The organism is Streptomyces sp. NPDC057486, assembly GCF_042802415.1.
In the GTDB taxonomy this organism is placed as follows: Bacteria; Actinomycetota; Actinomycetes; order Streptomycetales; family Streptomycetaceae; genus Streptomyces; species Streptomyces yanii.
Window position 1 is genome coordinate 17,625 of the sequence record NZ_JBHVEE010000042.1, and the last position, 26,082, is coordinate 43,706.

The window sequence follows — 26,082 nt, forward strand, 5'->3', positions numbered from 1 at the left end:
AGCGGACGAAGCCGGGCCGAACGGTGGACGGGCGCGGCGGGGACCGGACGAGGGACGGGCCGGGCGCGAGTCCGGACTCAGCGCAGTCGCGCCACGCGCCAGATGGCCAGCGCGACCAGTGCGCCGGACACGGCCACGTACAGGGCGATCACGCGCCAGTCGGGGCGCTCCCCCGAGCCCCGGGGCGGCAGGCCCGGCCAGGTGTGGCCGACACGGCGGGCGGCCATCATCCCCCAGCCCGCCGCGCAGCAGCTGATCAGCAGACCGAGCATGGCGACGACCGCGCCCCCGTCGCCGAACTCGAAGGCGAGCGGGAAGGCAAACATCAGCGAACCGACCGCGGCAAGCATGACGATCGGGGCGAGCTGCCAGATCCTCAGACGGCGCGCGGGCCGCAGCTCGACCTCGACCTCGGGGGTCACCTGGGGCTCGTCAGGCCCGTCAGGGCTCAGGCGTCCCGCCTCGTGCTGCGCGTTCGGTGCGTCTTGTTCTGTGTCGCGAGGGCCGGCCTCCATCGCCACGCGCCCTCCCAACTCGGACTCCACTGGTCGATCGATGCTCGATGATGGCACGCTCCCGGTCGCCTTAATGACGGGCAGGGCTTCCCGATGCCATCACGTGATCAGGCTGTAACCGCTCGTTCGACCAACGCCAGCGCCCGGTCCGGGAGTTCCCCGCGGTGCTCCGCGGCGCCGCTCAGCCACTGGACGCGGGGGTCGCGGCGGAACCAGGAGTCCTGACGCCGCGCGAAGCGTTTGGTGGCGCGGACCGTCTCGGCGCGGGCCTCGTCCTCCGTGCACTCGTTGGCCAGTGCGGCAAGCACCTGCTGGTAGCCGAGCGCACGGGAGGCGGTGCGCCCCTCGCGCAGACCGCGGGCCTCCAGAGTCCGCACCTCGTCCACGAGTCCTGCCTCCCACATCCGGTCGACCCGGACGGCGATGCGTTCGTCGAGTTCGGGGCGGGCCACGTCGACGCCGATCTGGATCGCGTCGTAGACCGCTTCGTGACCCGGGAGGTTGGCCGTGAAGGGCTTGCCGGTGATCTCGATGACTTCGAGGGCCCGGACGATGCGGCGGCCGTTGCTCGGCAGGATGGCGCGGCCCGCCTCGGGGTCTGCGGCGGCGAGCCTGCCGTGCAGTGCCCCTGAACCGTGATCCGCCAGTTCCTGTTCCAGTCTGGCGCGTACGCCGGGGTCCGTGCCGGGGAACTCCAGTGCGTCGATCGCACCCTTCACGTACAGCCCGGAGCCGCCGACCAGAACCGGGGTCCGGCCCTCGGCGAGCAGCCGGTCGATCTCGGCGCGGGCCAGCCGCTGGTACTCGGCGACGCTGGCCGTCTCGGTCACGTCCCAGATGTCCAGCAGACGGTGGGGTACGGATCCGCGCTCGGCGAGCGTCAGCTTCGCGGTGCCGATGTCCATCCCCCGGTAGAGCTGCATGGAGTCGGCATTGACCACTTCGCCACCGAGCTGCTGGGCCAGGAATACCCCCAGATCGGACTTTCCGGCTGCAGTGGGACCGACGACGGCGATGACCCGCGGTGCGGGAGATGGACTACTCACCGCCCCAGTCTCGCAAATCTCCGGACCTCTCCCCGAACGAGTTACGTGACGGCACGGAGCCGGGGTCGTTTGCTGTTCCGAGGTTTCGCGCGCCGGTTCGGACCGGCCCCCGTCCGGCAGACGGTCGGACGACCGAAGGCTCGACGAGGGCCGGCGGACGAGAGCCCGAGTGGCACAAGGAGACGCTCCGGGCGGCGCGGAATGTCGATCGCACGAGTAAAATATGGAGCAAATATGGGTGTTTTTTCATGGTTTCGCCGTTCCTCCTCCGGAGCGGTCGAGGCGTCGGCCGAGAAAGCCGCCGCGTCGGCCTCGTCCGGGGCGACGGTGGGCGAGTCGGTGAGGTCCACCGGGTCGGAGTCCTCCGAGGGCGTGGAGATCCCGAAGCAGCAGTCGGCCGACGAAGCGGCGGACAACGGGACCGGAGAGAACGCCCACACATAGTCCCCCAGCAGGGAAGGTGTCCGATGGGCTTCATGGACAGTCTGAAGGCCAAGCTGAGTCCGGCGAAGGACAAGGTCGGCGGCCTCGCGCAGCAGCACGGGGACAAGATCGACCATGGGATCGACAAGGCCGCACGGACGGTCGATCAAAAGACAAAAGGCAAGTACAGCGACAAGATCGAGTCCGGCTCGCAGAAGGCCAAGGATGCGATTGACCGTCTGTCCCACATGGGGGAGGGCGGTACGCCGCCGCCGGCTTCCTGACCTCGGCACCTCGACCTGATCACGGTGGACGGCCGTGGAGCGGCTTCGTTCCACGGCCGTCACGTGCTGCGCCGCCCGGAAACTCTCCGGACCAGGTCCGGAACCGACCGGGTCCGGTCTCAGGACCAGGTGGCGGCCATGTACTCGACGCCGTACGGAGCGTCCTCGTAAAGCAGCCGCCCGCTCAGCCCGGTTCCTTCCGCCGCACCCGCCAGCACCTGCCACGGAGCCCGGCCCGCCACCTTCAGTTCGTACGCGAGCGACTCGTCCAGCGCACGCAGCACGGCGAGGTCCGCGGCGCCGAGGGCCCGTGACACCTCCGTGTCGAACGAGAGGGCGCGCTCGTCCAGATAGCCGGGGGCCTTGACTGTGCGGCAGGCGCTGCCGTCGCCCATCACCAGCATGGCCACGCGGCGGGCCCTGGCCGCCAGCTCCCGTCCGGTGCTCGCGCAGAGCCCGGCTTCGAGCGTCTCCCCCACGCCGAGACCCTCGATCGGCGCGTCCGCCCACTTCGCACGGGCAAGGAGCCAGGCACCGACGGAGAGGGACGGCGGAAGCGGGCGCTCCGCCGTAGCCCCGGGGGCTCCCCCGAGCCCGAGCCGGACGTCGAGATCGACGCCGAATCCCTTGAAGGAGCCCGGGGCCCCCTCGGGATGCGGCCCCCGGCCATCGGGATCCGCGGGCCCGATCACGATCAGCAGGTCGGGACGGGCCGCGGCGAGCACACCAAGGGCGTCGATGCACGCGGTCCTCGCGGCTCGGAGCTCGGGCGCGGCTCCGGCGGCGACCTCGGGTACCAGCATGGGTGGACAGGGGCAGACAGCTGCGGCGACAAGCATGCTGGGCAGCGTACTGCGTCAGCCGATTCCGCCTGTTTCCCGTCCCTTCCGGCCACGGGTCCGCGACCCGGCGTACCGGCCGCGGGCTCGTGCCGACATTTCCTGCGAGGTCAGTCGCACCCGCAGCCGGGAGCCGCCGCGGGCGGCAGCGGCGCCGGGGCGCCGATGCCGGGCAACCCCAGCATCACTCCGGCCGGCTTGGCGGCCTCGGCGACGGTGCGCCTCTCCCAGGCGTCCCCGGACCGGGTCCGCCTCACGCCGAGCGGCGCGCCTTCGGCGAGCAGGTGGTGCGGGGCGGCGTAGGTGATCTCCACCGTCACCACATCGCCGGGGCGCACGTCCTCCTCCGGCTTGGTGAAGTGGACCAGACGGTTGTCGGGAGCACGGCCGGAGAGACGGTGTGTGGCGCCGTCCTTACGGCCCTCGCCCTCGGCGACCATGATCTCCAGGGTGCGGCCGACCTGCTTCTTGTTCTCGTCCCAGGAGATCTCCTCCTGGAGGGCGGACAGGCGCATGTACCGCTCCTGGACGACCTCCTTCGGGATCTGCCCCTCCATGTCGGCAGCCGGGGTTCCGGGCCGCTTGGAGTACTGGAAGGTGAAGGCGTTGGCGAAGCGCGCCTGACGGACCGCGTGCATGGTCTGCTCGAAGTCCTCCTCCGTCTCACCGGGGAAGCCCACGATGATGTCGGTGGAGATGGCGGCGTCCGGCATCGCGGCGCGTACCTTCTCGATGATGCCGAGGAACCGCTCCTGCCGGTAGGAGCGCCGCATCGCCTTGAGGATCGTGTCCGAACCCGACTGCATCGGCATGTGCAGCTGCGGCATGACGTTCGGTGTCTCGGCCATCGCCGCGATCACGTCGTCGGTGAAGTCGCGGGGGTGCGGCGAAGTGAAGCGGACCCGCTCCAGGCCCTCGATCTTCCCGCAGGCGCGCAGCAGCTTGGAGAAGGCCTCGCGGTCGCCGATGTCGGAGCCGTACGCGTTCACGTTCTGGCCGAGCAGGGTGATCTCGGAGACTCCCTCGGCGACCAGTGCCTCGATCTCGGCCAGGATGTCGCCGGTGCGGCGGTCCTTCTCCTTGCCGCGCAGCGCCGGGACGATACAGAAGGTGCAGGTGTTGTTGCAGCCGACGGAGATGGAGACCCACGCGGCGTAGGCGGACTCGCGGCGGGTGGGGAGGGTGGAGGGGAAGGCCTCCAGGGATTCGGCGATCTCGATCTGCGCCTCCTCCTGGATACGGGCGCGCTCCAGAAGCACCGGCAGCTTGCCGATGTTGTGCGTTCCGAAGACGACGTCGACCCATGGGGCCCGCTGGACGATCGTGTCGCGGTCCTTCTGCGCCAGACAGCCGCCGACCGCGATCTGCATCCCGGGCCGCTTCGTCTTCATCGGGGCAAGCCGGCCGAGATTGCCGTAGAGCTTGTTGTCCGCGTTCTCCCGCACCGCGCAGGTGTTGAAGACGACGACATCGGCGTCACCGTCGGCGCCCTCGGGCGCACGTACGTACCCCGCGCCCTCCAGCAGCCCCGACAGCCGCTCGGAGTCGTGGACGTTCATCTGGCACCCGTAGGTGCGCACCTCGTACGTTTTCAAACCCTCTACCTCGCTCATCTCGTCCACCAGGGTACGAGGTCGTACGGGCACCCCGGGCCCCCTTCCACAGGACCGGCCCTGGCCATCACGAGGAGTGAGCTGGCAGGATCGCGCCATGCTCCACGCACTGTCCCGTATCGGCCGCCGACGCACTCTTCAGGGGGGCGCCGTCGTTGCCGTGGTTCTCGGGCTGCTGCTGTGGTGGGTACTGCCGCTCGGGGATCCGCCGCCGAGCGGATCGCTGACCTTCAGCACGGGAGTGCGCAGCGGGGTCTACCACCGCTACGGCGAGCGACTCAGGGGAGCGCTCGCCAAGGACCTGCCCATGGTCTCGATACGGCTGCAGACCAGCGAGGGCTCCCAGCAGAACATCGAGCGGGTGGCGACCGGGAAGGCCGACTTCACCATCGCCACGACCGATGCCCTCGCCACATATCTACGGGACGGCAAGGCAGGGGCCGACCGGCTGCGCAGCTGTGTCCGGCTGTACGACGACTACATCCAGCTGGTGGTGCCCCAGGACTCGGACGTGCGGACCGTCTCGGATCTCGCCGGCAAACGGATCGGGGTGGGTCAGAAGGGGTCGGGCGTGCGATTGGTCGCCGACCGGCTGATGACCGCCGCGGGTCTTGATCCGACGCACGACATCACTCCGGTCCCGGCCGGGATCGACACGATGCCGACGCAGTTGCAGAACGGTCTTCTCGATGCCTTCTTCTGGTCCGGCGGGCTGCCGACCACCGCTGTGCAGGAGCTGTCGGACCGCTTCCCGATCAAACTGGTGCCCCTGGAGGCATCGCTGATCAAGCGGCTGCGGGCCGGGGGCGGCCCCACCCGCTACTACCGCTCGGCCGTCATGCCCGCCGACGCGTACCGGAGCGCCCAGCAGGGATCGGCCATCACGACGGTGGCCGTCGCCAACGTGCTGGTCACCACGGACCGCACGGATCCGGCGATGACCGAGGCGTTCACCCGGACGGTGATCGACAGCCGGGACCGCATCGGAAGCGAGGTGCATGCGGCGCAACTGGTGGATCTGCGGACGGCGATCTACACCGATCCGCTGGAGCTGCACGACGGGGCCAGACGCTACTACCGGTCGGTCAAACCCTGACGCGCTCCGTCGGGATGCGCCGTCGCGGCACCCGGTACCGCAGTCAGTCGCTCGGGCCGTTGCGCGGAACCGCCACCGTCACCCGCAGTCCGTGCGGCTCGTGCGGGGCGTAGGAGAGAGAGCCGCCGCCCGCGGCGAGCAGTGCGTGGGAGATTGAGAGCCCGAGACCGGACCCCTGCACGTTCTGGTGCTGGGCGCTGCGCCAGAAGCGGTCGCCGATCCGCTCCAGCTCCTCGTCGGTCAGCCCCGGGCCGCGGTCGGCGACGGCCACGGTGACGGTGTCGCGGTCGGCCGCGACGGTGACACGGACCTCTTCACCGGCGGGGGTGAACTTGCACGCGTTGTCGATGACGGCGTCGAGGGCGCTGGACAGCGCGATGGGGTCCGCCCAGGCTGTCACGGCGGATGCCCCGTCGGCCGTCAGCCGCACACCGTTCTCCTCCGCGAACGGGCGCCAGGAAGCCACCCGTTCCGCGGTGAGCGCGCCTATGTCGGTGAGCTGGAGGTCGGCCGCGGCGTGCTCGGCCAGCGCCAGGTCCAGCAGGTCGTCCAGGACCTGCCCGAGGCGCTTTCCCTCCGTGCGGACGGAGGCGATCTCCTCGTTCCCCTCGGGGAGTTCGAGGGCGAGGAGCTCGATACGCAGCAGCAGCGCGGCGAGCGGGTTGCGCAGTTGGTGCGAGGCGTCGGCGACGAAAGCGCGCTGCTGCTCCAGCACTTCCTCGACGTTGTCGGCCATCTCGTTGAACGAACGGGCCAGGCGTCTGAGTTCCGGCGGCCCTCCCGATGCCGCCACCCTGGACCGCATCCGGCCGCTGGCGATGTCGTGGGTCGCCGCGTCCAGGGTCTGGACGGGCAGCAGGACCCAGCCGGTGAGCCGGATGGCGGCGCCGACGGCCACCAGCATGGCGACCACCTCGCCCACCGCGATCAGCAGCCAGCCGCGCAGCGTGCGGGTGCGCATCTCGCCGGTGGGCGAGTCGAGGACGACGACGGCGACCACATCGCCGTCCCGTACGACGGGCGAGGCGACGACGACCCGGCCGCGCTGCCAGGGCCAGACCTGCGGCGGATCATGACTGCGGCGCCCGAGGAGCGCCTCCCTGAACGCCTCGCGGCCCTCCCCCTCGAAAGGGAGCCGCCAGTCGGCCGGTGCCTTCGCCATGGCGGTGTCGTCGCGGTAGAAGACGCCGGCCCGGATTCCGTACACCGAGTCGTACATCTCCAGCTCCGACTGGAGCACGCGGCGCCGTTCGTCGTTGCTGCCGGCCGGTTCCGTGACGAACTGGGCCAGTGCGGCGAAGCGTGCCGTGTCGTCAATGCGGTCGATCACCACGCTCTGCTGCTGGGCGGCGGCCACACTCACGGCCAGCGGAAAGCCGAGCGCGAGCAGCACGGCCGCCATGAGGACGATGAGCAGAGGGAGAAGACGGGTACGCACCGGGGACGTACGCCTTTACGCGGACGGGGCGACGAGCCGGTAGCCGACCCCGCGCACGGTCTCGATCAGTGCGGGCAGTCGCAGCTTGGAACGCAGGGACGCGACATGCACTTCGAGCGTGCGCCCTGTTCCCTCCCAACTCGTGCGCCACACCTCGCTGATGATCTGCTCCCGGCGGAACACCACGCCGGGGCGCTGGGCGAGCAGCGCGAGCAGATCGAACTCCTTGCGGGTGAGCTGGACTTCGGCGCCGTCGACACTGACCCTGCGGGTCGGCAGCTCGATGTGGACATGACCGAGGCGCAGGGCGTCGACGGGCGTCTGCACCGTGTCCTCCCCGGCCGGCTTGCGTCTGCTGACCGCATGGATACGGGCGAGGAGTTCACCGGTGTCGTACGGCTTGACGACGTAGTCGTCCGCTCCGAGGTTGAGGCCGTGGATCCGCGACCGGACATCGGCCCGCGCGGTCACCATGATCACGGGGATGGAGCAGCGCTTGCGGATCTTCCCGCAGACCTCGTAACCGTCCTGGTCGGGCAGTCCCAGGTCGAGGAGTACGACGCCGAAGGGCTCTGCCTCCGCCGGCAGCAGGGCCTTCAGGGCCTCCTCACCGCTGCGCGCGTGCACGACCTGGATGCCGTGCCGGGCGAGCACCGCGGACAGGGCGGCCGCCACGTGGTTGTCGTCCTCGACGAGCAGCAGCCTCATGGCCCTCCTTCCTCTCCGCTTCCGCATCGTGGTGCAGGCTTCCCGCACTCCCCGGTGACTGTCCATCTTCCCGGTACTTCCCCGTACCGAGGTGTTTCACGTCATCACGTACCAGGGCATCCACTCCGATGACCGGTACGCCAGTCAAGGGCCCACCTATTACAACGGGGTTTCCGTTATGCACCCGGTACGCCCCCGGTACCTCTCCCGCCGTCCCGTTCACACGGAGTGTCCGGTTGCCGCCGGATCGTTATGCTCAATTTCCGCTCAGATGTGATGACGATGGTCGCACTGCGTCACTAAGGTCCTTCCCAACCGAGGAGGACGGAGCAAAAAGCCGATGAGCGGAGTTTCAGTGACCAAGGCCGCCGAGGATGCCGTGCCCGCGGCGAACGACCTTGTCGTACTGAGCAACGTCAACAAGCACTTCGGCGCGCTGCATGTGCTCCAGGACATCGACCTGACCATCGCACGGGGCGAGGTCGTGGTTGTGATCGGGCCTTCCGGGTCCGGAAAGTCCACGCTGTGCCGCACGATCAACCGCTTGGAGACGATCGACTCGGGCGCGATATCGATCGACGGCAAGCCGTTGCCCCAGGAGGGCAAGGAGCTGGCCAGGCTGCGTGCCGATGTCGGCATGGTCTTCCAGTCGTTCAATCTCTTCGCGCACAAGACGGTGCTCGAAAACGTGATGCTGGGGCAGCTCAAGGTCCGCAAGGCGGACAAGACGGCTGCCGAGGAAAAGGCGCGTTCGCTGCTCGAGCGGGTGGGCGTGGCGACGCAGGCCGACAAGTACCCCTCGCAGCTCTCCGGAGGCCAGCAGCAACGTGTGGCCATCGCAAGGGCGTTGGCGATGGACCCCAAGGTCATGCTCTTCGACGAGCCGACGTCCGCGCTCGACCCGGAGATGATCAATGAGGTGCTGGAAGTCATGCAGCAGCTCGCCCGGGACGGCATGACCATGGTCGTCGTCACCCACGAAATGGGCTTCGCGCGGTCGGCGGCGAACCGTGTCGTCTTCATGGCGGACGGGAAGATCGTCGAAGAGGCGTCGCCCGACCAGTTCTTCAGCAACCCCCGCAGTGACCGGGCCAAGGACTTCCTTTCGAAGATCCTGCACCACTGATTTCCGGATCAGCTGTTCACTCACATCGCGTCATCGCGTCAACACTAGGGAAGTTCACCATGCAGCTTCGTAAGGTCACCGCCGCATCGGCCGCCGTGCTCGCGCTCGCCCTCACCGCCACCGCCTGTGGCTCCTCCGACGACAAGGGCGGCGACTCGGCCGGCGGCGGCAAGAAGATCACCATCGGCATCAAGATCGACCAGCCCGGTATCGGTCTGAAGACGCCCGACGGCAAGTACACCGGTTTCGACGTCGATGTCGCCACGTACGTCGCCAAGGAGCTCGGTTACGACGCCAAGGACATCACCTTCAAGGAGACCAAGAGCGCCGACCGCGAGACGGCGATCGAGCGCGGGGACGTCAAGTTCATCGCCGCCTCCTACTCGATCAACGACGAGCGCCTGCAGAAGGTCGACTTCGCCGGCCCGTACCTGCTGGCGCACCAGGACATCCTGGTCCGTGCCGACGACGACTCGATCAAGTCCCCGGCCGACCTGAACAGCAAGAAGCTGTGCTCGGTGACCGGCTCGACCTCGGCGCAGAATGTCAAGGACAAGCTGGCGCCGAAGGCCCAGCTGCAGGAGTACGGCGGCTACTCCGAGTGCCTCACCGGCCTGGAGAACAAGGCTGTCGACGCACTGACCACCGACGACTCCATCCTGGCCGGTTTCGCCTCGCAGAAGGACTTCCAGGGGAAGTTCAAGCTGGCCGGCTTCAAGATGAGCAACGAGAACTACGGCATCGGCCTGAAGAAGGGCGACGCCGACCTCAAGAAGAAGATCAACGACGCACTCACCAAGATGGTCTCGGACGGTTCCTGGGACAAGGCGGTGCAGGCCAACTTCGGTCCGGCGAACTACAAGAACGAGCAGGCCCCGAAGATCGGCAACATCGTCAAGTGAAGCAGGGCTGACCCGGCGCGCCGTCCGTGAACGGCGGCGCGCCATGCCCTCCTACACGCGGAAGCGCGGGAGATCGTGTTCGACTTTCTTGAAGGTTACGACCTGTTGGGGGCCTTCTGGGTGACGGTGCAACTCACCGTCTACTCCGCCCTCGGCTCCCTCATATGGGGAACGCTGCTGGCCGGCATGAAGGTCAGCCCGGTCCCGCTGATGCGCGGTTTCGCCACCGCCTACGTGAACATCATCCGGAACATCCCTCTGACCGTCATCATCGTCTTCTCGTCGCTGGGCCTCTTCCAGACGCTCACCATCAGCCTCGGAGCCAGCGATTTCAAGGACATCAACTTCCGGCTCGCGGTGCTCGCGCTGGTCGTCTACACCTCCGCGTTCGTCTGTGAGGCGCTCCGGTCGGGCATCAACACCGTGCCGGTCGGCCAGGCGGAGGCGGCGCGCGCCCTCGGACTGAGCTTCACCCAGGTGCTGCGGCTGATCATCCTCCCGCAGGCCTTCCGTTCGGTCGTCAACCCGCTGTCCAACGTGCTGATCGCTCTGACGAAGAACACCACGGTCGCCTCCGCGATCGGGGTCGCCGAAGCCTCGTACCTGATGAAGGGCATGATCGAGGCCGAGGCCCAACTGATCCTGATCTCCGCGGTCTTCGCGTTCGGCTTCATCGTTCTGACCCTCCCGACCGGCCTGATCCTCGGCTGGGTGAGCAAGAAGGTGGCGGTGAAGCGATGACTTCCGTCCTCTACGACGCCCAGGGGCCGCGCGCCAAGCAGCGCAACGTCCTGTACACGGTGCTGTTCGTCCTGTGCGCCGCGGCCGCGGCGTGGTGGGTGTACGACAGCCTCGCTGCCAAGCACCAGCTCGACTGGATCAAGTGGAAGCCCTTCTTCACCAGCTCCCAGCCCTGGGAGACGTACCTCTGGCCGGGCCTGCAGAACACGCTCAAGGCGGCGTTCTTCGCACTGATCATCGCACTGCCGCTCGGCGCCCTGTTCGGGATCGGCAGACTCTCGGAACACCGGTGGGTACGGATGCCGGCCGGCGTGGTCGTGGAGTTCTTCCGTGCCATCCCGGTGCTGATTCTGATGATCACCTCAAACGCGGCGTACTCCGAGTACACGAACATCAGCACCGATGTGCGCCCGCTGTACGCCGTGGTGACCGGCCTGGTCCTCTACAACGCCTCGGTGCTCGCCGAAATCGTGCGGGCCGGTATCCACTCCCTTCCGCAGGGCCAGACGGACGCGGCCAAGGCGATCGGCATGCGCAAGGGCCAGATCATGGTGTTCGTGCTGCTGCCGCAGGCGGTGACCGCGATGCTGCCCGCCATCGTCAGCCAGCTCGTCGTGATCGTGAAGGACACCGCGCTCGGTGGTGCGGTGCTGACCTTCCCCGAGCTGCTGGCATCGGTCCGCCCGATGAGCGCGAACTACGGCGCGAACACCATCGCGTGCTTCACGATCGTCGCCGTGCTGTACATCGTGGTGAACTTCGCGCTCACCTCGTTCGCGGGCTGGCTGGAGGGCCGGCTGCGGCGCGGGAAGAAGAGCACGGGCGCCGTGGTCGGCGCCGCCCCTGAGGGCGGACTGGAGACCATCGGCGCGCCGGCGCTCAAAGTCGATGACGGAAGCGCCGTCTGACGGTTCGTCGGCAAGGACTGCGAGAAGGGCGCCGGTGCATGCACCGGCGCCCTTCGCCGCGCTCGGGTGTCACTTGACGCAAGCACCGGCAGTGGGTTGCATACGTTCTGTGATCGCCGACCGAGCCCCCGCTTCCGCTTCCGCCACCGCTCACCCGACCGCACGGGCCCAGGGAGTCGCGCCGTGGACCCGGTGATCGTCGTCGGCGCCGGGCCCGTCGGCCTGACGCTGTCGCTCGCCCTCGCCGCGCAGGGCGTTCCCTCCCTCGTCCTCGACGAGGATCCGGGGAGGGACGAGACCCGTCCCGCCCGGACGGTGGTGCTGCGCGAGGACACCGCGGCCCTGGTGGAGCGGCTCGGGTGCAAGGCTCTCCGGGACGAGGGCGCCCACTGGACGGGCTGGCGCTCCATGCGCCGCAAGCAGCTGGTGCGCGAACTGCGCCTCGGCGAGGACTCCCCGCACAGTGATCCGCTCCCGGCCCCGCTCCATCTGCCCCAGCACGCCCTCATGCGCGGGCTGCGGGCCGCGGTCGCCGGGCAGGAGCTGGTGCACATGGCGCCGCTCAGCCGGATCGACACCCTTGAACAGGATCCGGCCGGGGTCACGGTGCACACCAGGAAACCCGATTCGACCTGGTGGCGCGGGAGTTACCTGGTCGGCTGCGACGGCGCCAGATCCACCGTCCGCAAGCTCCTGGACATCAGGTTCCCGGGGCGCACAGCGGTGGAGCGGCATGCCGTCGCCGCGCTGCGCACCGATCTGCCCTGGCCCGGCGAGGCCGTGCTGCACCGGCTGCCACCGTGGCGTACCGGGGGCGCCGAGGTCACCGCGCGCCCGCTGCCGGACAGTGCGTGGCGGCTGGACTGGCTGCTCCCGCCACGCGGGGAGCTCGTCACCCCCGACGCTTTGATCACCCGGGTGCGGGACACTCTCGCGGGCTGGTGCGGCGGCGAGACCCCGCCGTACGAACTGCTGGACACGGGCGTGTACACGCTGCATCACCGGCTGGCCAGGCGATGGCGGGTGCAGCGGGCGTTCCTTGCCGGGGACGCCGCCCATCTCCTCGGTGCACTCGGTACGCAGGGGCTCGACGAAGGGCTGCGGGACGCCGAGAACCTGGCCTGGAAGCTGGCGCAGGCCTGGCATCACGGCGCCTCCGACGTGCTGCTCGACAGCTACCAGGCAGAGCGCCGGGCCGCGGTCGCCTCCCGGCTGCGCGCGGCGGACCAGTCGCTGCCGATACTGCGCGGCGGCGGCGGACTGCGGACCATCGTCCCAGGGAGCGCACGGGGGCACGATTCACTGCTGGCCGACGGTCACCTGGGGTGCGGCCCACTGGGTGCGCCCCCCTCGTACTCGCACTCCCCCCTTGCGCCTGCGTACGCGGAGGCGCACACATCGGTGGGTACGCCCCCGGGCGCGCCGGCCGACGATGTACGGGTGACGGCGCCCGACGGCACGACCGTACGGCTGCGCGAGCGGCTGGGGCGGGGCCGTCTGCTGGTCGTGCTGGTCGCTCCGGGAACCGGGGTGTGGGACCGGCGCCACTGGTTGACCGCGGGCGTGATGCCCCGGCTCGTCGAGACGGTCGACGCCCTGCCGATGAGGGGAGAGCTGCTGGTGACCGAGGCCTACCCGGGTGCACCGGCCCATACCGTGCTGCTGATCAGGCCGGACGGGCATCTGGTGGCATCGTTCGGCGGGGTCCGGCCCGCGGAGATTTTCGAGGCGGCGAACGCGGTGCGCGGGGGTGCGCCACATGCCTCCGTACGCTCCGACCGGACCGCGGACATCAATTGACCCCCACGGGCAGCACATGGTGTACTCCGAAATGTGACCGACACCGATGTGCGCCTGTGGCGGAGGGTCCACATGGACCTCGTCCGCTATGCGGGCTGCGTGTGTCGCTCGTCCTGCTGAATCGCCTCTCCCTGCCGCGGCGCGCGCTCTGTCGCACGCCGGGCATCGCTCGCGAACTCTCAGGACGGTCACTGTGTCTGCCTCGCCCCCACCTTCTGTACGCACGCCATCCGCCGGCCCGGATTCCGGTGCCGGTCCCACGGCTGCGGAACTGCTCGACTTCGTCCGTCGCACGGCGGCGGACGCCGGTCTGCTCGCCTCGCTCCCCCTCGATCCCGAGGGCCGTACCTGGATCCGGCTCGACGGACCCGGCGGCAGCGAGGCCTGGCTGATCGGCTGGCCGCCGCGCACCGGCACCGGCTGGCACGACCACGCCGACTCGATCGGCGCCTTCACCACCGCGGCCGGCACGCTCACGGAACATTCGCTCGCGGCCAGGCTGCCCGCCGACGGCTGGAAGACCCTCGAACTGGCCGAAGGCGTCGACCGGTCCCGGCAGTTGACGGCCGGCCGGGGCAGGGCGTTCGGCCGGCACCATGTGCACGAGGTGCTGAACGAATCCGGCACCGAGCACGCGGTCTCGGTGCACGCGTACTATCCGCCGCTGCCGCAGATCAGGCGCTACAGCCGTACCGGTGCGCTACTCCGTCTCGAGCACATCGAACGCCCGGAGGACTGGCAGTGAGCGACGGGCGCAACAACGGTGCGGCGCGGGCGGGGATCGACGAACTGCTGGAGCGGGTCCGTGCCGGGTACGACCGCATCGGCCCGCACGAGGCGATCGCCGCCGCAGCGGACGGCGCCCTGCTGGTGGACATCCGCTACGCGGCGCTGCGCGAGCGGGACGGGCTGATTCCGGGGGCGCTGGTCGTCGAGCGCAATGAGCTGGAGTGGCGGCTCGACCCGCAGGGCAGCCATCGCGCGCCGGAGGCCGTCAGCCACGATCTGCAGGTGGTGGTGGTCTGCAACGAGGGGTACGCGTCGAGTCTCGCGGTCGCGTCCCTGAGGCAGCTGGGGCTGCACCGGGCGACGGATCTGATCGGAGGATTCCAGGCCTGGCGGGCGGCGGGCCTGCCGGTCGGCGCCTGACCGGTGGCGGGCACGGGCGCGCTGCGCCCTGCGCTGTTCCGCCCGCCACCGGCCGGTGGTGTCACTGCCTGGACGTCGCCACCTGCACCGGGCTGACCTTGAGTGCCAGCCGGCCGGGCAGCGTCGACGCAACGAGTGCCAGCAGTGCGGCTGCGCCCACCACCGTCGCGTACACCGACGGCAGGACGGTGGGCGCCGCACTGCCGGTCATGCCGATGCTGAAGGCGGTCAGCACGGCGAGGGCGATGCCGGTACCGACGACGGCGGCGATCAGCAGAAGCGACAGGGCTTCGATACGGAGCATCCGCAGAACCTGGCGTCGAGTGGCACCGGCCAGCCGGAGCATGGCGAACTCCCGGATCCGCTCGGACACCGACATGGCGAGGGTGTTGACGACCGCGATCGCGGTGAAGGCGAGGACCAGGCCCATGGCCAGATAGTTGACCTCTGCGTTCTGCTGCTGTCGGTCCGCCCGGAGCCGGTCGGCGGTGGCAGGGGCGAGCACGGCGATGCCGGGGAACTTCTGCAGTGCGGCGGTGAGCCGACTGCGGTCGCTGTCTCCGGCGACCAGGACCGTGGCGGCGAGAGGGTTGTCCATGTGACGGGCGACCAGATCGTGGGGCAGGGTCAGATCGCCGAAACCGAGGCCGCGGGTGTAGACCGCGGCGACGGTGACGGTGGTGGGTGTGCCGTCGCCGAGGTGCACGGTCAGCTCGCTGCCGGCGTGCAGCCCCAGCCTGTCGGCGGCGAGTTCACTGATCGCGGCGGTGCCGGGACGGGCGGCGAAACCGGCGAGCGATCCGCTGGTCACCTCGGGGTCCCAGGTGCGGGAGAGGTCGGCCTGGGTGACGCCCTGAGCCGTGAACTTCTCGAGGCCGACCCTGACCGTGGTCCGTACGACCTCGGTGACGGCCGTCACGCCCTGCGTCCTGCGCACGGTCTCGGCGGCGGCGGACGGGACTCCGGGCCCCTGGGAGGAGAGGACCCAAGTTGCACGGGTTCCTTCACGGGCCTGGGCGCGGGCGGCGTCACCGAGGGTCGGCTGGACGAAGAGAACCGTGCAGGTCATCGCGATGAGAAGAGTGAGCGGGGTGACGACGGCGGCCATCCGGGTGGAGTTTCCACGGATGTTCGCGGTGGCCAGCGTGCCCCCGGAACCGGCGGGCCGGAGCGGGCCTGCGAACAGTGCCGCCGCCACCTTGACAAGAAGCGGTCCGAGCAGCGACACGGCCGTGGCCATCACCACGACGGCCAGGAAGGTGACGGGGGTCGAGGCCGCCTCGGTGTGCAGGCTGCCGAGTACGGCGACGAGCGCTCCACCGCCCGCGAGCAGCACCAGACCTGCGGCGATCCGGACCGCGGCCGGCCGTTCGCGCTCGACCGTGGACTCGGCCATGGCCTCGGCAGGGCGGATACGGGCGATCCTGCGGCCGGAGATCCTCGCGGCTGCCCAGGCGCCGAGGAGGGTGACGGCGAGGGCGGCGAAGACCGGGAAGATGCCTGCGGTGCGTTCCAGCGACGGTGGGATCGCACCCATGTCGACGAATCGACTGTGGAGCCAGCCCGCGAGCGGCAGTCCGGCGAGCGAGCCCAGCACGCCGGCCACGGCCCCGACGAGCAGCGCCTCACGCCCGAGAAGACGGCGGACCTGGCGCGGTGTGGCGGCGACGGCGCGCAGCAGGGCCAGTTCTCGGTGGCGCTGCTGGATGGAGAGCGCAAAGGTGCCGACGACCACGAGGATGGCGACGAGGAGTGAGGTGCCACCCATCGCACCCCCCATGGAAACGAGCTTGATCCTGGCGCCCGCGGCATCCAGGAACTCGACGGGGCCGCGGTCATCTCCTGTGGAGACCTGCGCGGTGGTGCCACCGAGCGCCTGCTCCACCTGCCGCTTCAGCCGGTCGAGGTCCGTGCCCGGCGCGGGCACCACACCGAGGGCGGTGACCTGGCCGGGACGGGCGGAGAGACGGGCGGCCTCGGCACCGGAGAAGAAAAGGGAGGTCTGCTGCCGGAGGTCGCCGCGGTGGGCCGGGGCCGCGACACCGCTGATGCGGTACGGGCGGGGAGCGCCGGTGGACTGCACGGTGAGCCGGTCTCCGGGCTTAAGGCCGGTCCGCTCGGCGAGACCCCGGTCGATCACCACGTCGTCGGCAAAGACGGGGGGACGGCCCGCGGTGAGAGCGAAGGGAGTGAGGGAGGCGGAGGCCCAGGAGTGTCCGTACGAGGGCGTGGAGGATGTGGCGGGCTTGCCGGTGGACTGGGCAACGGGCACGGCGAGGAAGGTGAGTTCGGGGACCACCTCGCGTACACCGTCCACGTTCCGGATCCGGTCCGCGGTAGCTGCGGGGAGCCAGGCGCGCTCAGCGACGGGTTTCGCCTTGTGCTTGACCTTCGTCTTCCCGTTGCCCTTGTGCTTGACGGTGGTCCGGTGGACATTCTGGTCGGCGGAGACGATGAGGGGAGCCGCGGCATAGCGCTCGGTCTCGATCCGTCCGCGCAGGCCGGTCTCCAGGAGCGTGCCGCAGGCGGTGACAAGGGCAGCGGCGCACATCAGAGCCAGCAGGGCGCCGAGGAACCCGCCCTTTCGGTCTCGGATCGTCTGCAGGGCGTAGCGCAGCATCATGATGCGTCCGTCTCTCTCGTGTCGTGGTCGGCGGCCGAGGGCGGAGCCGGGAAGGCGAGCAGCCGGGTGTGGACGGTGCGGGCGCCCGGCGGAGTTTCGGTGTCGGACCGCTTGTAGCGGTTCATGAGCGCGATGTACTCCTCGAAGAACGCGCGGAGTTCGGGGAGCGTGAGCCGGATGGCGCCGCGCGAGTACGGGAACGCGTCGGCCCACTCGCCCCGTTCGCCGCTGTCGCGCTGAAGCTGCTCGAAGAGTGCGAGGTCGGCGGCGTATGCGTGGCGGTTCAGTTCGTCCATGGCGAGCCGCACCTCGGGGCTCTGGCTGGACCGGGGCGGGAAGCGTCGGTCGCCGGGAACGGCCCGCCACCACCTCGCCCGACGCCCGTCCGGCTCTTCGGCCGGGACGTCCTCCACGAAGCCGTACCTGGCCAGTTCACGCAGGTGGTAGCTGGTGGCCCCGGTGTTCAGCCCGAGGGCGCGGGCAAGGATCGCGGACGTCGCGGGGCCGTGCAGGGTGAGGTGCTGAAGGATCTGCTGCCGCCTCGGCTGCGCGAGCGCTCCGAGAGCGGCCAGCTCTGTGATGTCGGTGCCACCGGAACTCTCTGCCATGCGTCACACACTGCTCTGTGCACAGATACCTGGGCACTGGAGCGCGTCGGCGTCTTCGTACGGGGGTTTTCCCCCGGCAGTCGCTGTCGTGACGCCCCTCGGAGCCGCTCCGGAACCGACCGGGATCCGACCTGGCACGCACCCGAATGGCTCACCCCGGTGGAGCACATTCACCACAAGGCAGACATTCACCTCATACAAAGGACCGATATGACGGAGATGCCACGCAGATGCCGACCGCCGCCCTCACCCCCGACCAGCTCGACCGTCAGGCCGCCCGCCTCCATGACACGGACGCCTGGCAGCAGATCGTCACGGGCTGGGACATCACCGTCCCCGAACCGGTACGTTCCGCCTCCCCCGGCTCCGTGCCGCACCCGGCGGACCGGCATCCGACGGACTGGCGCGATCTACTGTCCGTGCCCGTCGACCAACTGATCGCAGACTCGGTCCGCTCCGTGCCCCCGGCCGCCCCGCGCGAGCGCCCCCTCCCCGGGCGCCTCGGCGCAATCCTCCCCGATCGGTTCCACAGCTGGCGCCGCATCGGGCAGCCCGAACTGCGGCCCTCCACCCACCTCGCCTACGCGCGGCGGATCCTGACCGAGTGGGGCTGGCAGAACACCCCGTACCGGCTGCGGAACGTCCGCGGTGCCCGGTGCGTCTGCGGCGCCCTTCTCACCGCACACCGCCTGGGCTACGGCTCCCTCGCCACCGTGGACCGGGCCGGCGCCTGGATCGTCGCCGAACTTCGGTCGCAGGGCTGGACCGACCTGATCGGCCCCTGGAACCGATACCCCGGCCGCACCGCGGCGGATGCTGTGGCCCTGCTCGACGCCACTATTCGCCGCGCCTCACATGCCGGACAGTGACTTCCGCGCCTCCCCGACCCGCAGCAACCTCAGCGTGCACACCGTCACCGTGCGCGCCCCCCGCGCGCAACGCCCGCGCCGTGCGCATCCGCTGCATGCACGCCCCCCGTGCACACATCCCCGCACATACCGCCATGGACGCCGTCAGAACGGCTCGTCCAGGCCTTCCGTGTCCTCGCCCTCTGCTTCGAGTGCCTGACGCACCACTCGCAGGGCCATCCCCTCCCCGTACCCCTTGCGCGCGAGCATGCCCGCAAGGCGGCGCAGCCGCTTGTCGCGGTCCAGTCCGCGAGTGGAGCGGAGTTTGCGCGCGACGAGCTCGCGGGCTGTCTCCTCCTCCTGCTCGGAGTCGAGCTGCCCGACGGCCTCGTCGATCACCGTCGAGTCCACCCCCTTGGTCCGCAGCTCCCGGACGAGAGCGCGGCGGGCCAGCCCCCGGCCGTGGTGCCGGGACTCCACCCAGGCGTCCGCGAACGCCGCGTCGTCGATCAGTCCGACGTCCTCGAAACGCGACAGCACCTCTTCGGCTGCCTCGTCCGGGATCTCCCGCTTACGCAACGCATCCGCAAGCTGCTTGCGGGTGCGCGGAGTCCCGGTGAGCAGCCGCAGACAGATATTGCGCGCCTGCTCGACCGGGTCTCGCGGCTCCCCCTTCTCGGCCCTCGACGAGGAAGGGGAGCCGCTGTTCCTGGAGCGGGAGCGGGCACGACGGCCTGCACCCTCGCCGAATCCGTCGCCCGAGTCGGTGCCGTAACCGGCCTCCGGTCCGTATGCGGACTCGGACGCGGAATCGTCCGTGCGCCCGGCGGCTCCTGGGCCGGGACCGGCGCCGACGGCGCTGTCCGGCCACTCCGTACGACGCGTCACGGTCTAGCTCTTGGCCGCCGCAGCCTTGGCCGGCTTGGCCTTGCCGGCCGGAGCGGGCACCGACTTCGCGCCGTCGGCCGGAGCCGCAGCGCCGCCCGCCGCGTCCGCACCGGGCTCGGCGCTCAGAGCCGCTTCCGGCCTGACACCGATACCCAGCTTTTCGAGGATCTTCTTCTCGATCTCATTGGCGAGGTCGGGGTTGTCCTTGAGGAAGTTACGGGCGTTCTCCTTGCCCTGGCCGAGCTGGTCGCCCTCGTACGTGTACCAGGCGCCCGCCTTGCGCACGAAGCCGTGCTCCACGCCCATGTCGATCAGACCGCCCTCGCGGCTGATGCCCTGGCCGTAGAGGATGTCGAACTCGGCCTGCTTGAACGGCGGCGCGACCTTGTTCTTGACGACCTTGACGCGGGTGCGGTTGCCGACCGCGTCGGTGCCGTCCTTCAGCGTCTCGATGCGGCGGATGTCGAGGCGCACCGATGCGTAGAACTTCAGCGCCCGGCCACCGGTCGTGGTCTCCGGGGAGCCGAACATCACACCGATCTTCTCGCGGAGCTGGTTGATGAAGATCGCGGTGGTCTTGGACTGGTTGAGCGCGCTGGTGATCTTGCGGAGCGCCTGGCTCATCAGACGGGCCTGCAGACCCACGTGCGAGTCACCCATCTCGCCCTCGATCTCCGCGCGCGGCACGAGCGCCGCGACGGAGTCGATGACGATCAGGTCGAGAGCGCCCGAGCGGACGAGCATGTCCACGATCTCGAGCGCCTGCTCACCGTTGTCCGGCTGGGACAGGATGAGGCTGTCGATGTCGACGCCGAGCTTCTTCGCGTACTCGGGGTCGAGGGCGTGCTCCGCGTCGATGAAGGCCACCGAGCCGCCGAGCCGCTGCGCATTCGCCACCGCGTGCAGCGTCAGCGTCGTCTTGCCGGAGGACTCCGGCCCGTAGACCTCCACCACACGGCCGCGCGGCAGTCCGCCGACGCCGAGGGCGACGTCGAGTGCGGTCGACCCGGTGGGGATCACCTCGATGGGCTCGTTCGGCCGCTCACCGAGGCGCATCACCGCGCCCTTGCCGAATTGCCGTTCAATCTGTGCGAGTGCGGCGTCCAGCGCCTTCTCGCGGTCGGTTCCTGCCATGGGTTCCACCCGATTTGCTTGAGTCGATCGCTTCACGTCAAAGACGCTAACCCCTGCCACTGACAATGGGCCTCGACGTCCTCCCGGCCTGTGGACAACTCCACGGTCGGGCCCGGGAAAACCCGGCCGGAATCCCATGAGAATGGATGTTCGATTTCAGTGTCAAGCGCACCGCGCCGGACCGGCCCGCCCCCAGAGTAGCGCCCTAGCATCACGTATTTGGGGAGTCAAGGAGACGTGGTCGACCTCATGCTGGATTCCAGCCATACGGGGACATCGTCGACAGAAGGAGTGGCCCTGGTCGCCGGCGCCACGCGCGGTGCGGGCCGAGGCGTCGCCGTTCAGCCGGGAGCGGTCGGAGCGACTGTCCACGTGACGGGGCGGACGACCGGGACCCAACGGACGCGGCCCTGCCGGCCGACGTGACGGGCTGTCGCTGAGCCCACCTGAGGACCGCACCCGAACGCCCCGCGACCCACGCTCCCGCACCGCACGCGCCACACAACCTGCCGTCCGGTTGCCGATTCAGGCCCGCGGACCCGGGACGTTCGGCCGCTCGGCATCCGCGTCACCGTCGTTCCCCGCAGCCCCGGTCGTCGCGCGCCGCACCCGTGAGAGCACCGACTCCCCGCGCCGCCACAGATGCCGGCCGTGCACCCGTGGGTCGTCCGTCACGTCGTAGCGCTTCACATAGGCACCGAGGAACGCCTGCAGCGTGGCGACGGCCGGGATCGCGATGAGCGCGCCCACGGCGCCCATCAGAGCCGTACCGGCGATGACCGAGCCGAAGGCGACCGCCGGATGGATGTCCACAGTCTTCGAGGTGAGCTTGGGCTGCAGCACATAGTTCTCGAACTGCTGGTAGATCACGACGAATCCGAGCACCCACAGGGCGTACCAGGGGTCGACGGTGAACGCGATCAGCATCGGCAGGGCGCCTGCCAGATACGTACCGATCGTGGGAATGAACTGCGAGACGAGGCCGACCCAGACCGCGAGCGCCGGGGCGTACGGCACACCGAGGATCACCAGCAGGATGTAGTGCGCAATCCCGGAGATGAGCGCCATCAGCCCGCGCGAGTAGAGATAACCGCCGGTCTTGTCGACCGCGATCTCCCAGGCCCTCAGCACTTCGGCCTGCCGGGCGGGCGGCAGCACGGAGCACAGGGCGCGGCGCAGCCGGGGACCGTCGGCCGCGAAGTAGAACGAGAACAGGAAGATCGTCAGCAGCCGGAAGAGTCCGCCGAGCACGGTAGTCGAGACATCGAGCACACCGGTCGCGCTGTTCTGGACGTACTTCTGCAGCCAGTCGGAGTGCAGCAGGCTGTCCTGAACCTCGACCCGGGAGAGATCGGTGCGGAAATTCTGGTTGATCCAGTTGATCACCGAGTCGAGGTACTTGGGGAACTCATCGACCATCTCGACGATCTGGCCCGCGAGCATCGAGCCGAGCAGCACGACGAATCCGGCGCCGGCGATCAGCACCACGAGGAAGACCAGGAAGGTGGCCAGACCGCGGCGCATACCGCGCGCCGACATCCGGCTCACCGCAGGCTCTATGGCGAGCGCCAGGAAGAAGGCGATCAGGATATTGATCAACAGCCCGATGAGCTGGTCGAACGCCCAGCTGCCGAGCCGGAAGCAGGCATAGAGCGCAAGGGCGAGAACCATGGCTCGCGGCAGCCACGCGGGCATTCGGGCCGACCCACTGCCGGTGGGCGGGGCCGTCGGTGGCGCGGCCGGCGGGACGGGCGGGGTCATGGGCTGCTGGGTCTGGGCTGTCTCGTCTGTCGGTGCCACGCATCCAGTCTCGCCTACAGCTGTGACAGCCGGCCGCCCACCCCGGGAACAGCCGAGGTCCAGCGATGGGCGGGCACGGCGTCAGCGTTTGTCGGCGGGAATGCCGACCGCCATGCAGACACCACGCCAGACGTCCTTCGCTTCCCAGCCGTCGGCCAGCGCCTGGTGCACCGTACGCCCGCCGAGCTCGGCCATCACATGATCGCGCGCAAAGGAGTCGGCGTACCCCGCACCGAAGTGGTCCGCCATCCGTTCCCAGAAAATCGTCAACCGCATGACTTCAGTATCCCGCTCCTGAGAGTGCAGCCGGGCCGCTACGCCTCGCAGAGAGCGCTTACCGGCCTACGGTCGGTCCATGGCCGGAACAGGAGCAAGCCCCCTCAAGCGTGCCGAGCAGTTCATCTGGCTCACGGCCCGCGTCCTCGAACAGCGGCGGTTCGCCCATCAGTTCCTCGGCGGGAGCGCGGACGCGGTGGAGACCGCGCTCGCCGCATATCTCAATGAGGACGGCGGATACGGTCACGCACTCGAACCGGATCTGCGGGGCCCCGTCAGCCAGCCGCTGCACACGGCCCATGCGCTCAGTGTCCTGGACTCCATCGGACGCTGCAGCGGCCTGCGGGTGGAGCGGATCTGCCGCTTCCTGACCGACGTGTCGGCCAAGGAGGGGGCACTTCCCGCACTCCTCCCCTCGCAGCGCGGCTATCCGGCCGCGCCGTTCATCCCGATCGTCGACGACCCTGCGGCCCAGTTGCTGGCCACCGGCCCCGTCGTCGGACTGCTGCACCGCAACGCGGTGTGGCACGCCTGGCTGTTCCGGGCCACGGACTTCTGCTGGGCGGCGGTCGACGCGCTGGAGAAGTCGCATCCGTACGAGATCGAAGCCGCGGTCGCCTTCCTCGACGGCGCTCCGGACCGGGCACGGGCGGAGGCCGCGGCGGACCGCCTCGGGCGGCTGGTACGGGAACAGCGGCTGGCCGTACTGGATCCGGAGCGGCGTGCGGAGTACCCGGTGGCGGCCGGCTACGCACCGGGCGAGCAGCATTTCCCGTACGACTACGCACGCACTCCCGAATCGCTCGCCCGCAGCTGGTTCACCGACGAGGAGCTGGAACGCTCGCTCGACCATCTGGCGGCGGAGCAGCAGGCGGACGGCGGCTGGCCGGTGAACTGGCGGCAGTGGGCACCGGGCACCGCTCTGGAGGGCCGCCCGCTGGTGACGCTGAAGGCGCTGCTCACGCTGCGGGCCCACGGCCGCAGCATCGGCTGAGACCGGGCGGCGCGGTCGCTTCCGACGCCGTCCTCATGCAGTGGACGCGCCGTCGGGCCCAGGGAGCTGGAACCGTGCAACAGCAGGGCAGCGCCGCAGCGGCTGCGGGGGACCGGGGCGCGACGGACGGCGCAAGGGGCTCGGCTCGGTGGGCCGTGCCCCTTGCACGTCGCCTGTCCGAGCGCACTGTCCGCCCGGTCAGGTTGTCTATCCGAGCGCGCGCACCCCGGCCGTGACGACGACGGCAGCTCCCACGACCACCAGGAAGGGTGCGCGCAGCACCAGGGCGAGTGCGGCGGCGGCGAGCCCCGCACCCCGGGCGTCGAGCACCAGCTGCTGTCCGTTCCCGAAGGTCTGCTGCGCCGTGAGGGCCGCCAGGAGCGCCACCGGCAGGAGCGCGGCAAGGCGCTGCACGAGCGGGCGTTCCAGTGCCCCTGCGGGGACCAGCAGTCCCAGCAGCTTCGCGAGGTAGCAGCCGACGGCGGTGAGAGCGATCGCTGTCCATACGTTCATCGGGCGTCCTCCGCCGTGGTCGTGTCCTTGGCCGGTCTCTCGGTGGCCGATGCCTTCCTGCGTCCCATCAGGAAGAGGACTGCAGGTGCGGCGAGCGCGGCGAGCAGCACGGGTACGCCCGCGGGCAGCATGGGCAGCGCCCCCAGGACAAGCAGGACGGCGAGAGCGGCCGTGATGCGCTCCGTGGTGCTCTTCAGCATCGGAGCGAGCAGGGCGAGGAAGACGGCGGGGCTCGCCGCGTCCAGCCCCCAGGTGTCGGTGTCGCCGAGCGCCTCGGCGCCCAGCGCCCCCAGCAGTGTGGTCAGGTTCCACAGCACGTACAGGGTGAGTCCGGTGACGGTGAAGCCGATCCGGGCGGCCCGCCGGGTGGGCTGCGGCAGCGTCACCGCGGTCGTCTCGTCGATGACCCAGTGGGCGGCGAGCGGTCGCACGGCGCGCGGGAGGGCGAGCAGCTGCGACAGCCGCAGACCGTAGAAGGCGTTGCGTACGCCGAGGAAGAACGCACCGGCGGCGGCGGTGTACGGGTTTCCGCCGGCGGCAAGGGCGCCCACCAGCGCGAACTGCGAGGCCCCGGTGAAGACGAGGAGGCTGAGCGCGCAGGTCTGGAGCAGGCTCAGGCCGGAGCCCGCCGAGGTGACACCGAAGGCGAAGCCGGAGAGGCCCACCGCGACACCGACGCCGAGCGCGTCGCGGATGACGGCCGCGTCCGGCTTCGCCTCGCCGTCGGCGGCAATGCCATCGGCGGTGACGCCGTCGGCGGTCTCGGACGTCCCGCCGAGTCTCTCTGAGGATGCTGTCTGTTCTGGCACGTCCGGAACGCTACGCGGACGAATCAGGACCGGTCTTGTACGTTTTTGCGCGTTCGCGCTGGTAGGCGCCGGGCGGCACCCCCACGATCCGGGTGAAATGACGGTTGAGGTGCGGCTGATCGGTGAAGCCGACCTCCGCCGCCGCGTCCGCCGGCGCGATGCCCGCATCGAGCATCCGTCGCGCACGCCGCACCCGGGCATCGGTGAGCCAGGTGTGCGGCGGCATCCCGTACTGCTTCTTGAACGCACGCAGCAGGGCGAAGGGGCTGGTCCCGAGCTCGGCGGCCAACGTCTCCAGTGTCGGCGGCGCGGCCATACGGCTCTCCAGCACCGCACGCGCCCGCTCCGCGCCCCGGGCGCCGGCCGACCGGGGGGCACGGGCGGGCAGCGCGCTGCCGTGGTGGCTGAGCAGCCGCGCGACCATGATCCGCAACATGCTGTCGGCGGCGAGCGCATTGCCCTCCTCGGCCGCCCGGTGCACCTCGCCGATGAGCCGTGCCGCCTCCGGGTCCAGGACGCTGGTCTCGGCGAAGCCGACCGTGCCGCGCAGCCGCGTCGTATCGGCCGCGATGTCGTTGATCACCTGCGCGGACGGGTACAGCGTGGCGTACACCCAGCCTTCGGGGGCCCCGGCCCGGGCGGTGTGCGGCACCTCCGGATTGATCATGACGACGGTGCCGGGACCCGCGTGCACGGTGCCGCCGGGCAGCCCGACGTCCTCGATGCCCCGGGTGATGGTGCCGAAGACATAGCCCTCGTGGCTGTGGCGCGGGAAGGTGTGGCGGACGTACCGGGCGCGCAGAAGATCGAGGTCGGGCAGTTCCGCGTACTGCCAGTACCTCGCCCACTCCCCCGCGGCCGAAGCCGAATCCGGGGTCGGTCCCGGGACCGATCGTGCCGCCATACCCGGAATTCTCGCAGGTACGGCCCGTGGTCAGCGTCCGGTACCGGCCGTCCCCACCCTCCGGTACGGACCCTCGTCACCCCTTGGTGCCGACCCT

At 69.9% G+C, this 26,082-nt stretch carries 28 protein-coding genes and 1 pseudogene; 14 read left to right on the plus strand and 15 right to left on the minus strand.

Features of this window, described 5'->3' with window-relative positions:
* Positions 1–77: 77 nt before the first annotated feature.
* Positions 78–515, minus strand: coding sequence for a hypothetical protein (locus ACFU6I_RS20630; protein ID WP_345514361.1), 438 nt, complete (start codon positions 513–515; stop codon positions 78–80).
* A 107-nt stretch (positions 516–622) separates the two neighbouring features.
* Positions 623–1,561, minus strand: coding sequence for a tRNA (adenosine(37)-N6)-dimethylallyltransferase MiaA (miaA, locus tag ACFU6I_RS20635; protein ID WP_384368634.1), 939 nt, complete (start codon positions 1,559–1,561; stop codon positions 623–625).
* Positions 1,562–1,795: 234 nt separating this feature from the next.
* Here miaA and ACFU6I_RS20640 point away from each other — a divergent pair, with 234 nt between their 5' ends.
* Positions 1,796–2,005 (plus strand): hypothetical protein, encoded by a 210-nt coding sequence (locus tag ACFU6I_RS20640; RefSeq protein WP_384368637.1) that lies wholly within the window; start codon positions 1,796–1,798, stop codon positions 2,003–2,005.
* 23 nt (positions 2,006–2,028) lie between these two features.
* Complete coding sequence (locus ACFU6I_RS20645) at positions 2,029–2,268, plus strand: antitoxin (RefSeq protein ID WP_266980792.1); 240 nt, start codon at positions 2,029–2,031, stop codon at positions 2,266–2,268.
* 119 nt (positions 2,269–2,387) lie between these two features.
* On the opposite strand, the gene ACFU6I_RS20650 is transcribed toward ACFU6I_RS20645, so the two are convergent.
* Both ACFU6I_RS20650 and miaB read right to left on the minus strand, forming a co-directional pair.
* Positions 2,388–3,107, minus strand: coding sequence for a class III extradiol dioxygenase subunit B-like domain-containing protein (locus tag ACFU6I_RS20650; protein WP_384368640.1), 720 nt, complete (start codon positions 3,105–3,107; stop codon positions 2,388–2,390).
* A gap of 110 nt (positions 3,108–3,217) precedes the next feature.
* Entirely contained in the window at positions 3,218–4,720 is a 1,503-nt protein-coding gene (gene miaB / locus ACFU6I_RS20655; protein WP_266990422.1) for a tRNA (N6-isopentenyl adenosine(37)-C2)-methylthiotransferase MiaB, read from the minus strand.
* A gap of 97 nt (positions 4,721–4,817) precedes the next feature.
* Between miaB and ACFU6I_RS20660 the strand changes: the two genes are divergently transcribed.
* Positions 4,818–5,816: a TAXI family TRAP transporter solute-binding subunit gene (locus ACFU6I_RS20660; protein WP_384368643.1), complete on the plus strand. Its 999-nt coding sequence runs from the start codon at positions 4,818–4,820 to the stop codon at positions 5,814–5,816.
* Positions 5,817–5,859: 43 nt separating this feature from the next.
* Here ACFU6I_RS20660 and ACFU6I_RS20665 read toward each other — a convergent pair whose 3' ends face one another.
* Both ACFU6I_RS20665 and ACFU6I_RS20670 read right to left on the minus strand, forming a co-directional pair.
* Complete coding sequence (locus ACFU6I_RS20665) at positions 5,860–7,254, minus strand: ATP-binding protein (RefSeq protein WP_384368645.1); 1,395 nt, start codon at positions 7,252–7,254, stop codon at positions 5,860–5,862.
* A gap of 15 nt (positions 7,255–7,269) precedes the next feature.
* Positions 7,270–7,962, minus strand: a complete 693-nt coding sequence (locus tag ACFU6I_RS20670) for a response regulator transcription factor (protein ID WP_384368648.1) — start codon at positions 7,960–7,962, stop codon at positions 7,270–7,272.
* A gap of 340 nt (positions 7,963–8,302) precedes the next feature.
* Here ACFU6I_RS20670 and ACFU6I_RS20675 point away from each other — a divergent pair, with 340 nt between their 5' ends.
* The 8 genes from ACFU6I_RS20675 (at position 8,303) to ACFU6I_RS20710 (ending at position 14,588) form a co-directional block, all read left to right on the plus strand.
* Positions 8,303–9,088, plus strand: a complete 786-nt coding sequence (locus ACFU6I_RS20675) for an amino acid ABC transporter ATP-binding protein (protein WP_384368651.1) — start codon at positions 8,303–8,305, stop codon at positions 9,086–9,088.
* Between the two features lie 59 nt (positions 9,089–9,147).
* Positions 9,148–9,990 (plus strand): glutamate ABC transporter substrate-binding protein, encoded by an 843-nt coding sequence (locus ACFU6I_RS20680; protein ID WP_384368654.1) that lies wholly within the window; start codon positions 9,148–9,150, stop codon positions 9,988–9,990.
* 75 nt (positions 9,991–10,065) lie between these two features.
* Positions 10,066–10,731: an amino acid ABC transporter permease gene (locus ACFU6I_RS20685; RefSeq protein WP_384368657.1), complete on the plus strand. Its 666-nt coding sequence runs from the start codon at positions 10,066–10,068 to the stop codon at positions 10,729–10,731.
* The gene (locus ACFU6I_RS20690; RefSeq protein WP_384368660.1) at positions 10,728–11,639 is read left to right on the plus strand and encodes an amino acid ABC transporter permease; all 912 of its coding nucleotides are present in this window, start codon (positions 10,728–10,730) and stop codon (positions 11,637–11,639) included. The genes ACFU6I_RS20685 and ACFU6I_RS20690 overlap by 4 nt, the downstream gene beginning before the upstream one ends.
* Positions 11,640–11,822: 183 nt before the next feature.
* Positions 11,823–13,439, plus strand: coding sequence for an FAD-dependent monooxygenase (locus tag ACFU6I_RS20695; protein WP_384368664.1), 1,617 nt, complete (start codon positions 11,823–11,825; stop codon positions 13,437–13,439).
* A gap of 48 nt (positions 13,440–13,487) precedes the next feature.
* A complete protein-coding gene (locus ACFU6I_RS20700; RefSeq protein WP_314224548.1) occupies positions 13,488–13,559 on the plus strand; it encodes a putative leader peptide in 72 nt (23 codons plus the stop codon).
* A gap of 73 nt (positions 13,560–13,632) precedes the next feature.
* Positions 13,633–14,184 (plus strand): cysteine dioxygenase, encoded by a 552-nt coding sequence (locus tag ACFU6I_RS20705; RefSeq protein ID WP_384368667.1) that lies wholly within the window; start codon positions 13,633–13,635, stop codon positions 14,182–14,184.
* Positions 14,181–14,588: a rhodanese-like domain-containing protein gene (locus ACFU6I_RS20710; RefSeq protein ID WP_384368670.1), complete on the plus strand. Its 408-nt coding sequence runs from the start codon at positions 14,181–14,183 to the stop codon at positions 14,586–14,588. The genes ACFU6I_RS20705 and ACFU6I_RS20710 overlap by 4 nt, the downstream gene beginning before the upstream one ends.
* Positions 14,589–14,649: 61 nt before the next feature.
* Here ACFU6I_RS20710 and ACFU6I_RS20715 read toward each other — a convergent pair whose 3' ends face one another.
* Together ACFU6I_RS20715 and ACFU6I_RS20720 are read right to left on the minus strand one after the other, a co-directional pair.
* On the minus strand, positions 14,650–17,211 hold the full coding sequence (locus ACFU6I_RS20715; protein WP_384368673.1) for an FtsX-like permease family protein: 2,562 nt from the start codon (positions 17,209–17,211) through the stop codon (positions 14,650–14,652).
* A complete protein-coding gene (locus ACFU6I_RS20720; RefSeq protein ID WP_384368676.1) occupies positions 17,208–17,819 on the minus strand; it encodes an ArsR/SmtB family transcription factor in 612 nt (203 codons plus the stop codon). Before ACFU6I_RS20720 ends, ACFU6I_RS20715 begins: the two co-directional genes overlap by 4 nt.
* A gap of 230 nt (positions 17,820–18,049) precedes the next feature.
* On the opposite strand from ACFU6I_RS20720, the gene ACFU6I_RS20725 reads away from it, so the two are divergent.
* Entirely contained in the window at positions 18,050–18,688 is a 639-nt protein-coding gene (locus ACFU6I_RS20725) for a hypothetical protein (RefSeq protein WP_384368679.1), read from the plus strand.
* A gap of 144 nt (positions 18,689–18,832) precedes the next feature.
* On the opposite strand, the gene recX is transcribed toward ACFU6I_RS20725, so the two are convergent.
* The gene (gene recX, locus ACFU6I_RS20730; protein WP_384368682.1) at positions 18,833–19,555 is read right to left on the minus strand and encodes a recombination regulator RecX; all 723 of its coding nucleotides are present in this window, start codon (positions 19,553–19,555) and stop codon (positions 18,833–18,835) included.
* A 3-nt stretch (positions 19,556–19,558) separates the two neighbouring features.
* Positions 19,559–20,689, minus strand: coding sequence for a recombinase RecA (gene recA / locus ACFU6I_RS20735; protein WP_345514385.1), 1,131 nt, complete (start codon positions 20,687–20,689; stop codon positions 19,559–19,561).
* A 291-nt stretch (positions 20,690–20,980) separates the two neighbouring features.
* Between recA and ACFU6I_RS20740 the strand changes: the two are divergent.
* Positions 20,981–21,109: pseudogene (locus tag ACFU6I_RS20740) on the plus strand (short-chain dehydrogenase); the annotation flags it as partial.
* Positions 21,110–21,214: 105 nt separating this feature from the next.
* Here ACFU6I_RS20740 and ACFU6I_RS20745 read toward each other — a convergent pair.
* The gene (locus ACFU6I_RS20745; protein WP_384368731.1) at positions 21,215–22,384 is read right to left on the minus strand and encodes an AI-2E family transporter; all 1,170 of its coding nucleotides are present in this window, start codon (positions 22,382–22,384) and stop codon (positions 21,215–21,217) included.
* A gap of 186 nt (positions 22,385–22,570) precedes the next feature.
* Positions 22,571–22,765 carry a DUF3046 domain-containing protein gene (locus tag ACFU6I_RS20750; RefSeq protein WP_384047829.1) on the minus strand — a complete coding sequence of 65 codons (195 nt, stop codon included), beginning with the start codon at positions 22,763–22,765 and terminating at the stop codon, positions 22,571–22,573.
* A 79-nt stretch (positions 22,766–22,844) separates the two neighbouring features.
* Between ACFU6I_RS20750 and ACFU6I_RS20755 the strand changes: the two genes are divergently transcribed.
* Entirely contained in the window at positions 22,845–23,759 is a 915-nt protein-coding gene (locus ACFU6I_RS20755) for a hypothetical protein (protein ID WP_384368685.1), read from the plus strand.
* Positions 23,760–23,966: 207 nt separating this feature from the next.
* Here ACFU6I_RS20755 and ACFU6I_RS20760 read toward each other — a convergent pair whose 3' ends face one another.
* The 3 genes from ACFU6I_RS20760 to ACFU6I_RS20770 are packed head-to-tail and all read right to left on the minus strand — an operon-like array spanning position 23,967 to position 25,985.
* Positions 23,967–24,272: an AzlD domain-containing protein gene (locus tag ACFU6I_RS20760; protein ID WP_384368688.1), complete on the minus strand. Its 306-nt coding sequence runs from the start codon at positions 24,270–24,272 to the stop codon at positions 23,967–23,969.
* A complete protein-coding gene (locus tag ACFU6I_RS20765) occupies positions 24,269–25,081 on the minus strand; it encodes an AzlC family ABC transporter permease (protein ID WP_384368691.1) in 813 nt (270 codons plus the stop codon). Before ACFU6I_RS20765 ends, ACFU6I_RS20760 begins: the two co-directional genes overlap by 4 nt.
* Before the next feature lie 10 nt (positions 25,082–25,091).
* Positions 25,092–25,985: an AraC family transcriptional regulator gene (locus ACFU6I_RS20770; protein WP_384368694.1), complete on the minus strand. Its 894-nt coding sequence runs from the start codon at positions 25,983–25,985 to the stop codon at positions 25,092–25,094.
* Positions 25,986–26,082: the final 97 nt, after the last annotated feature.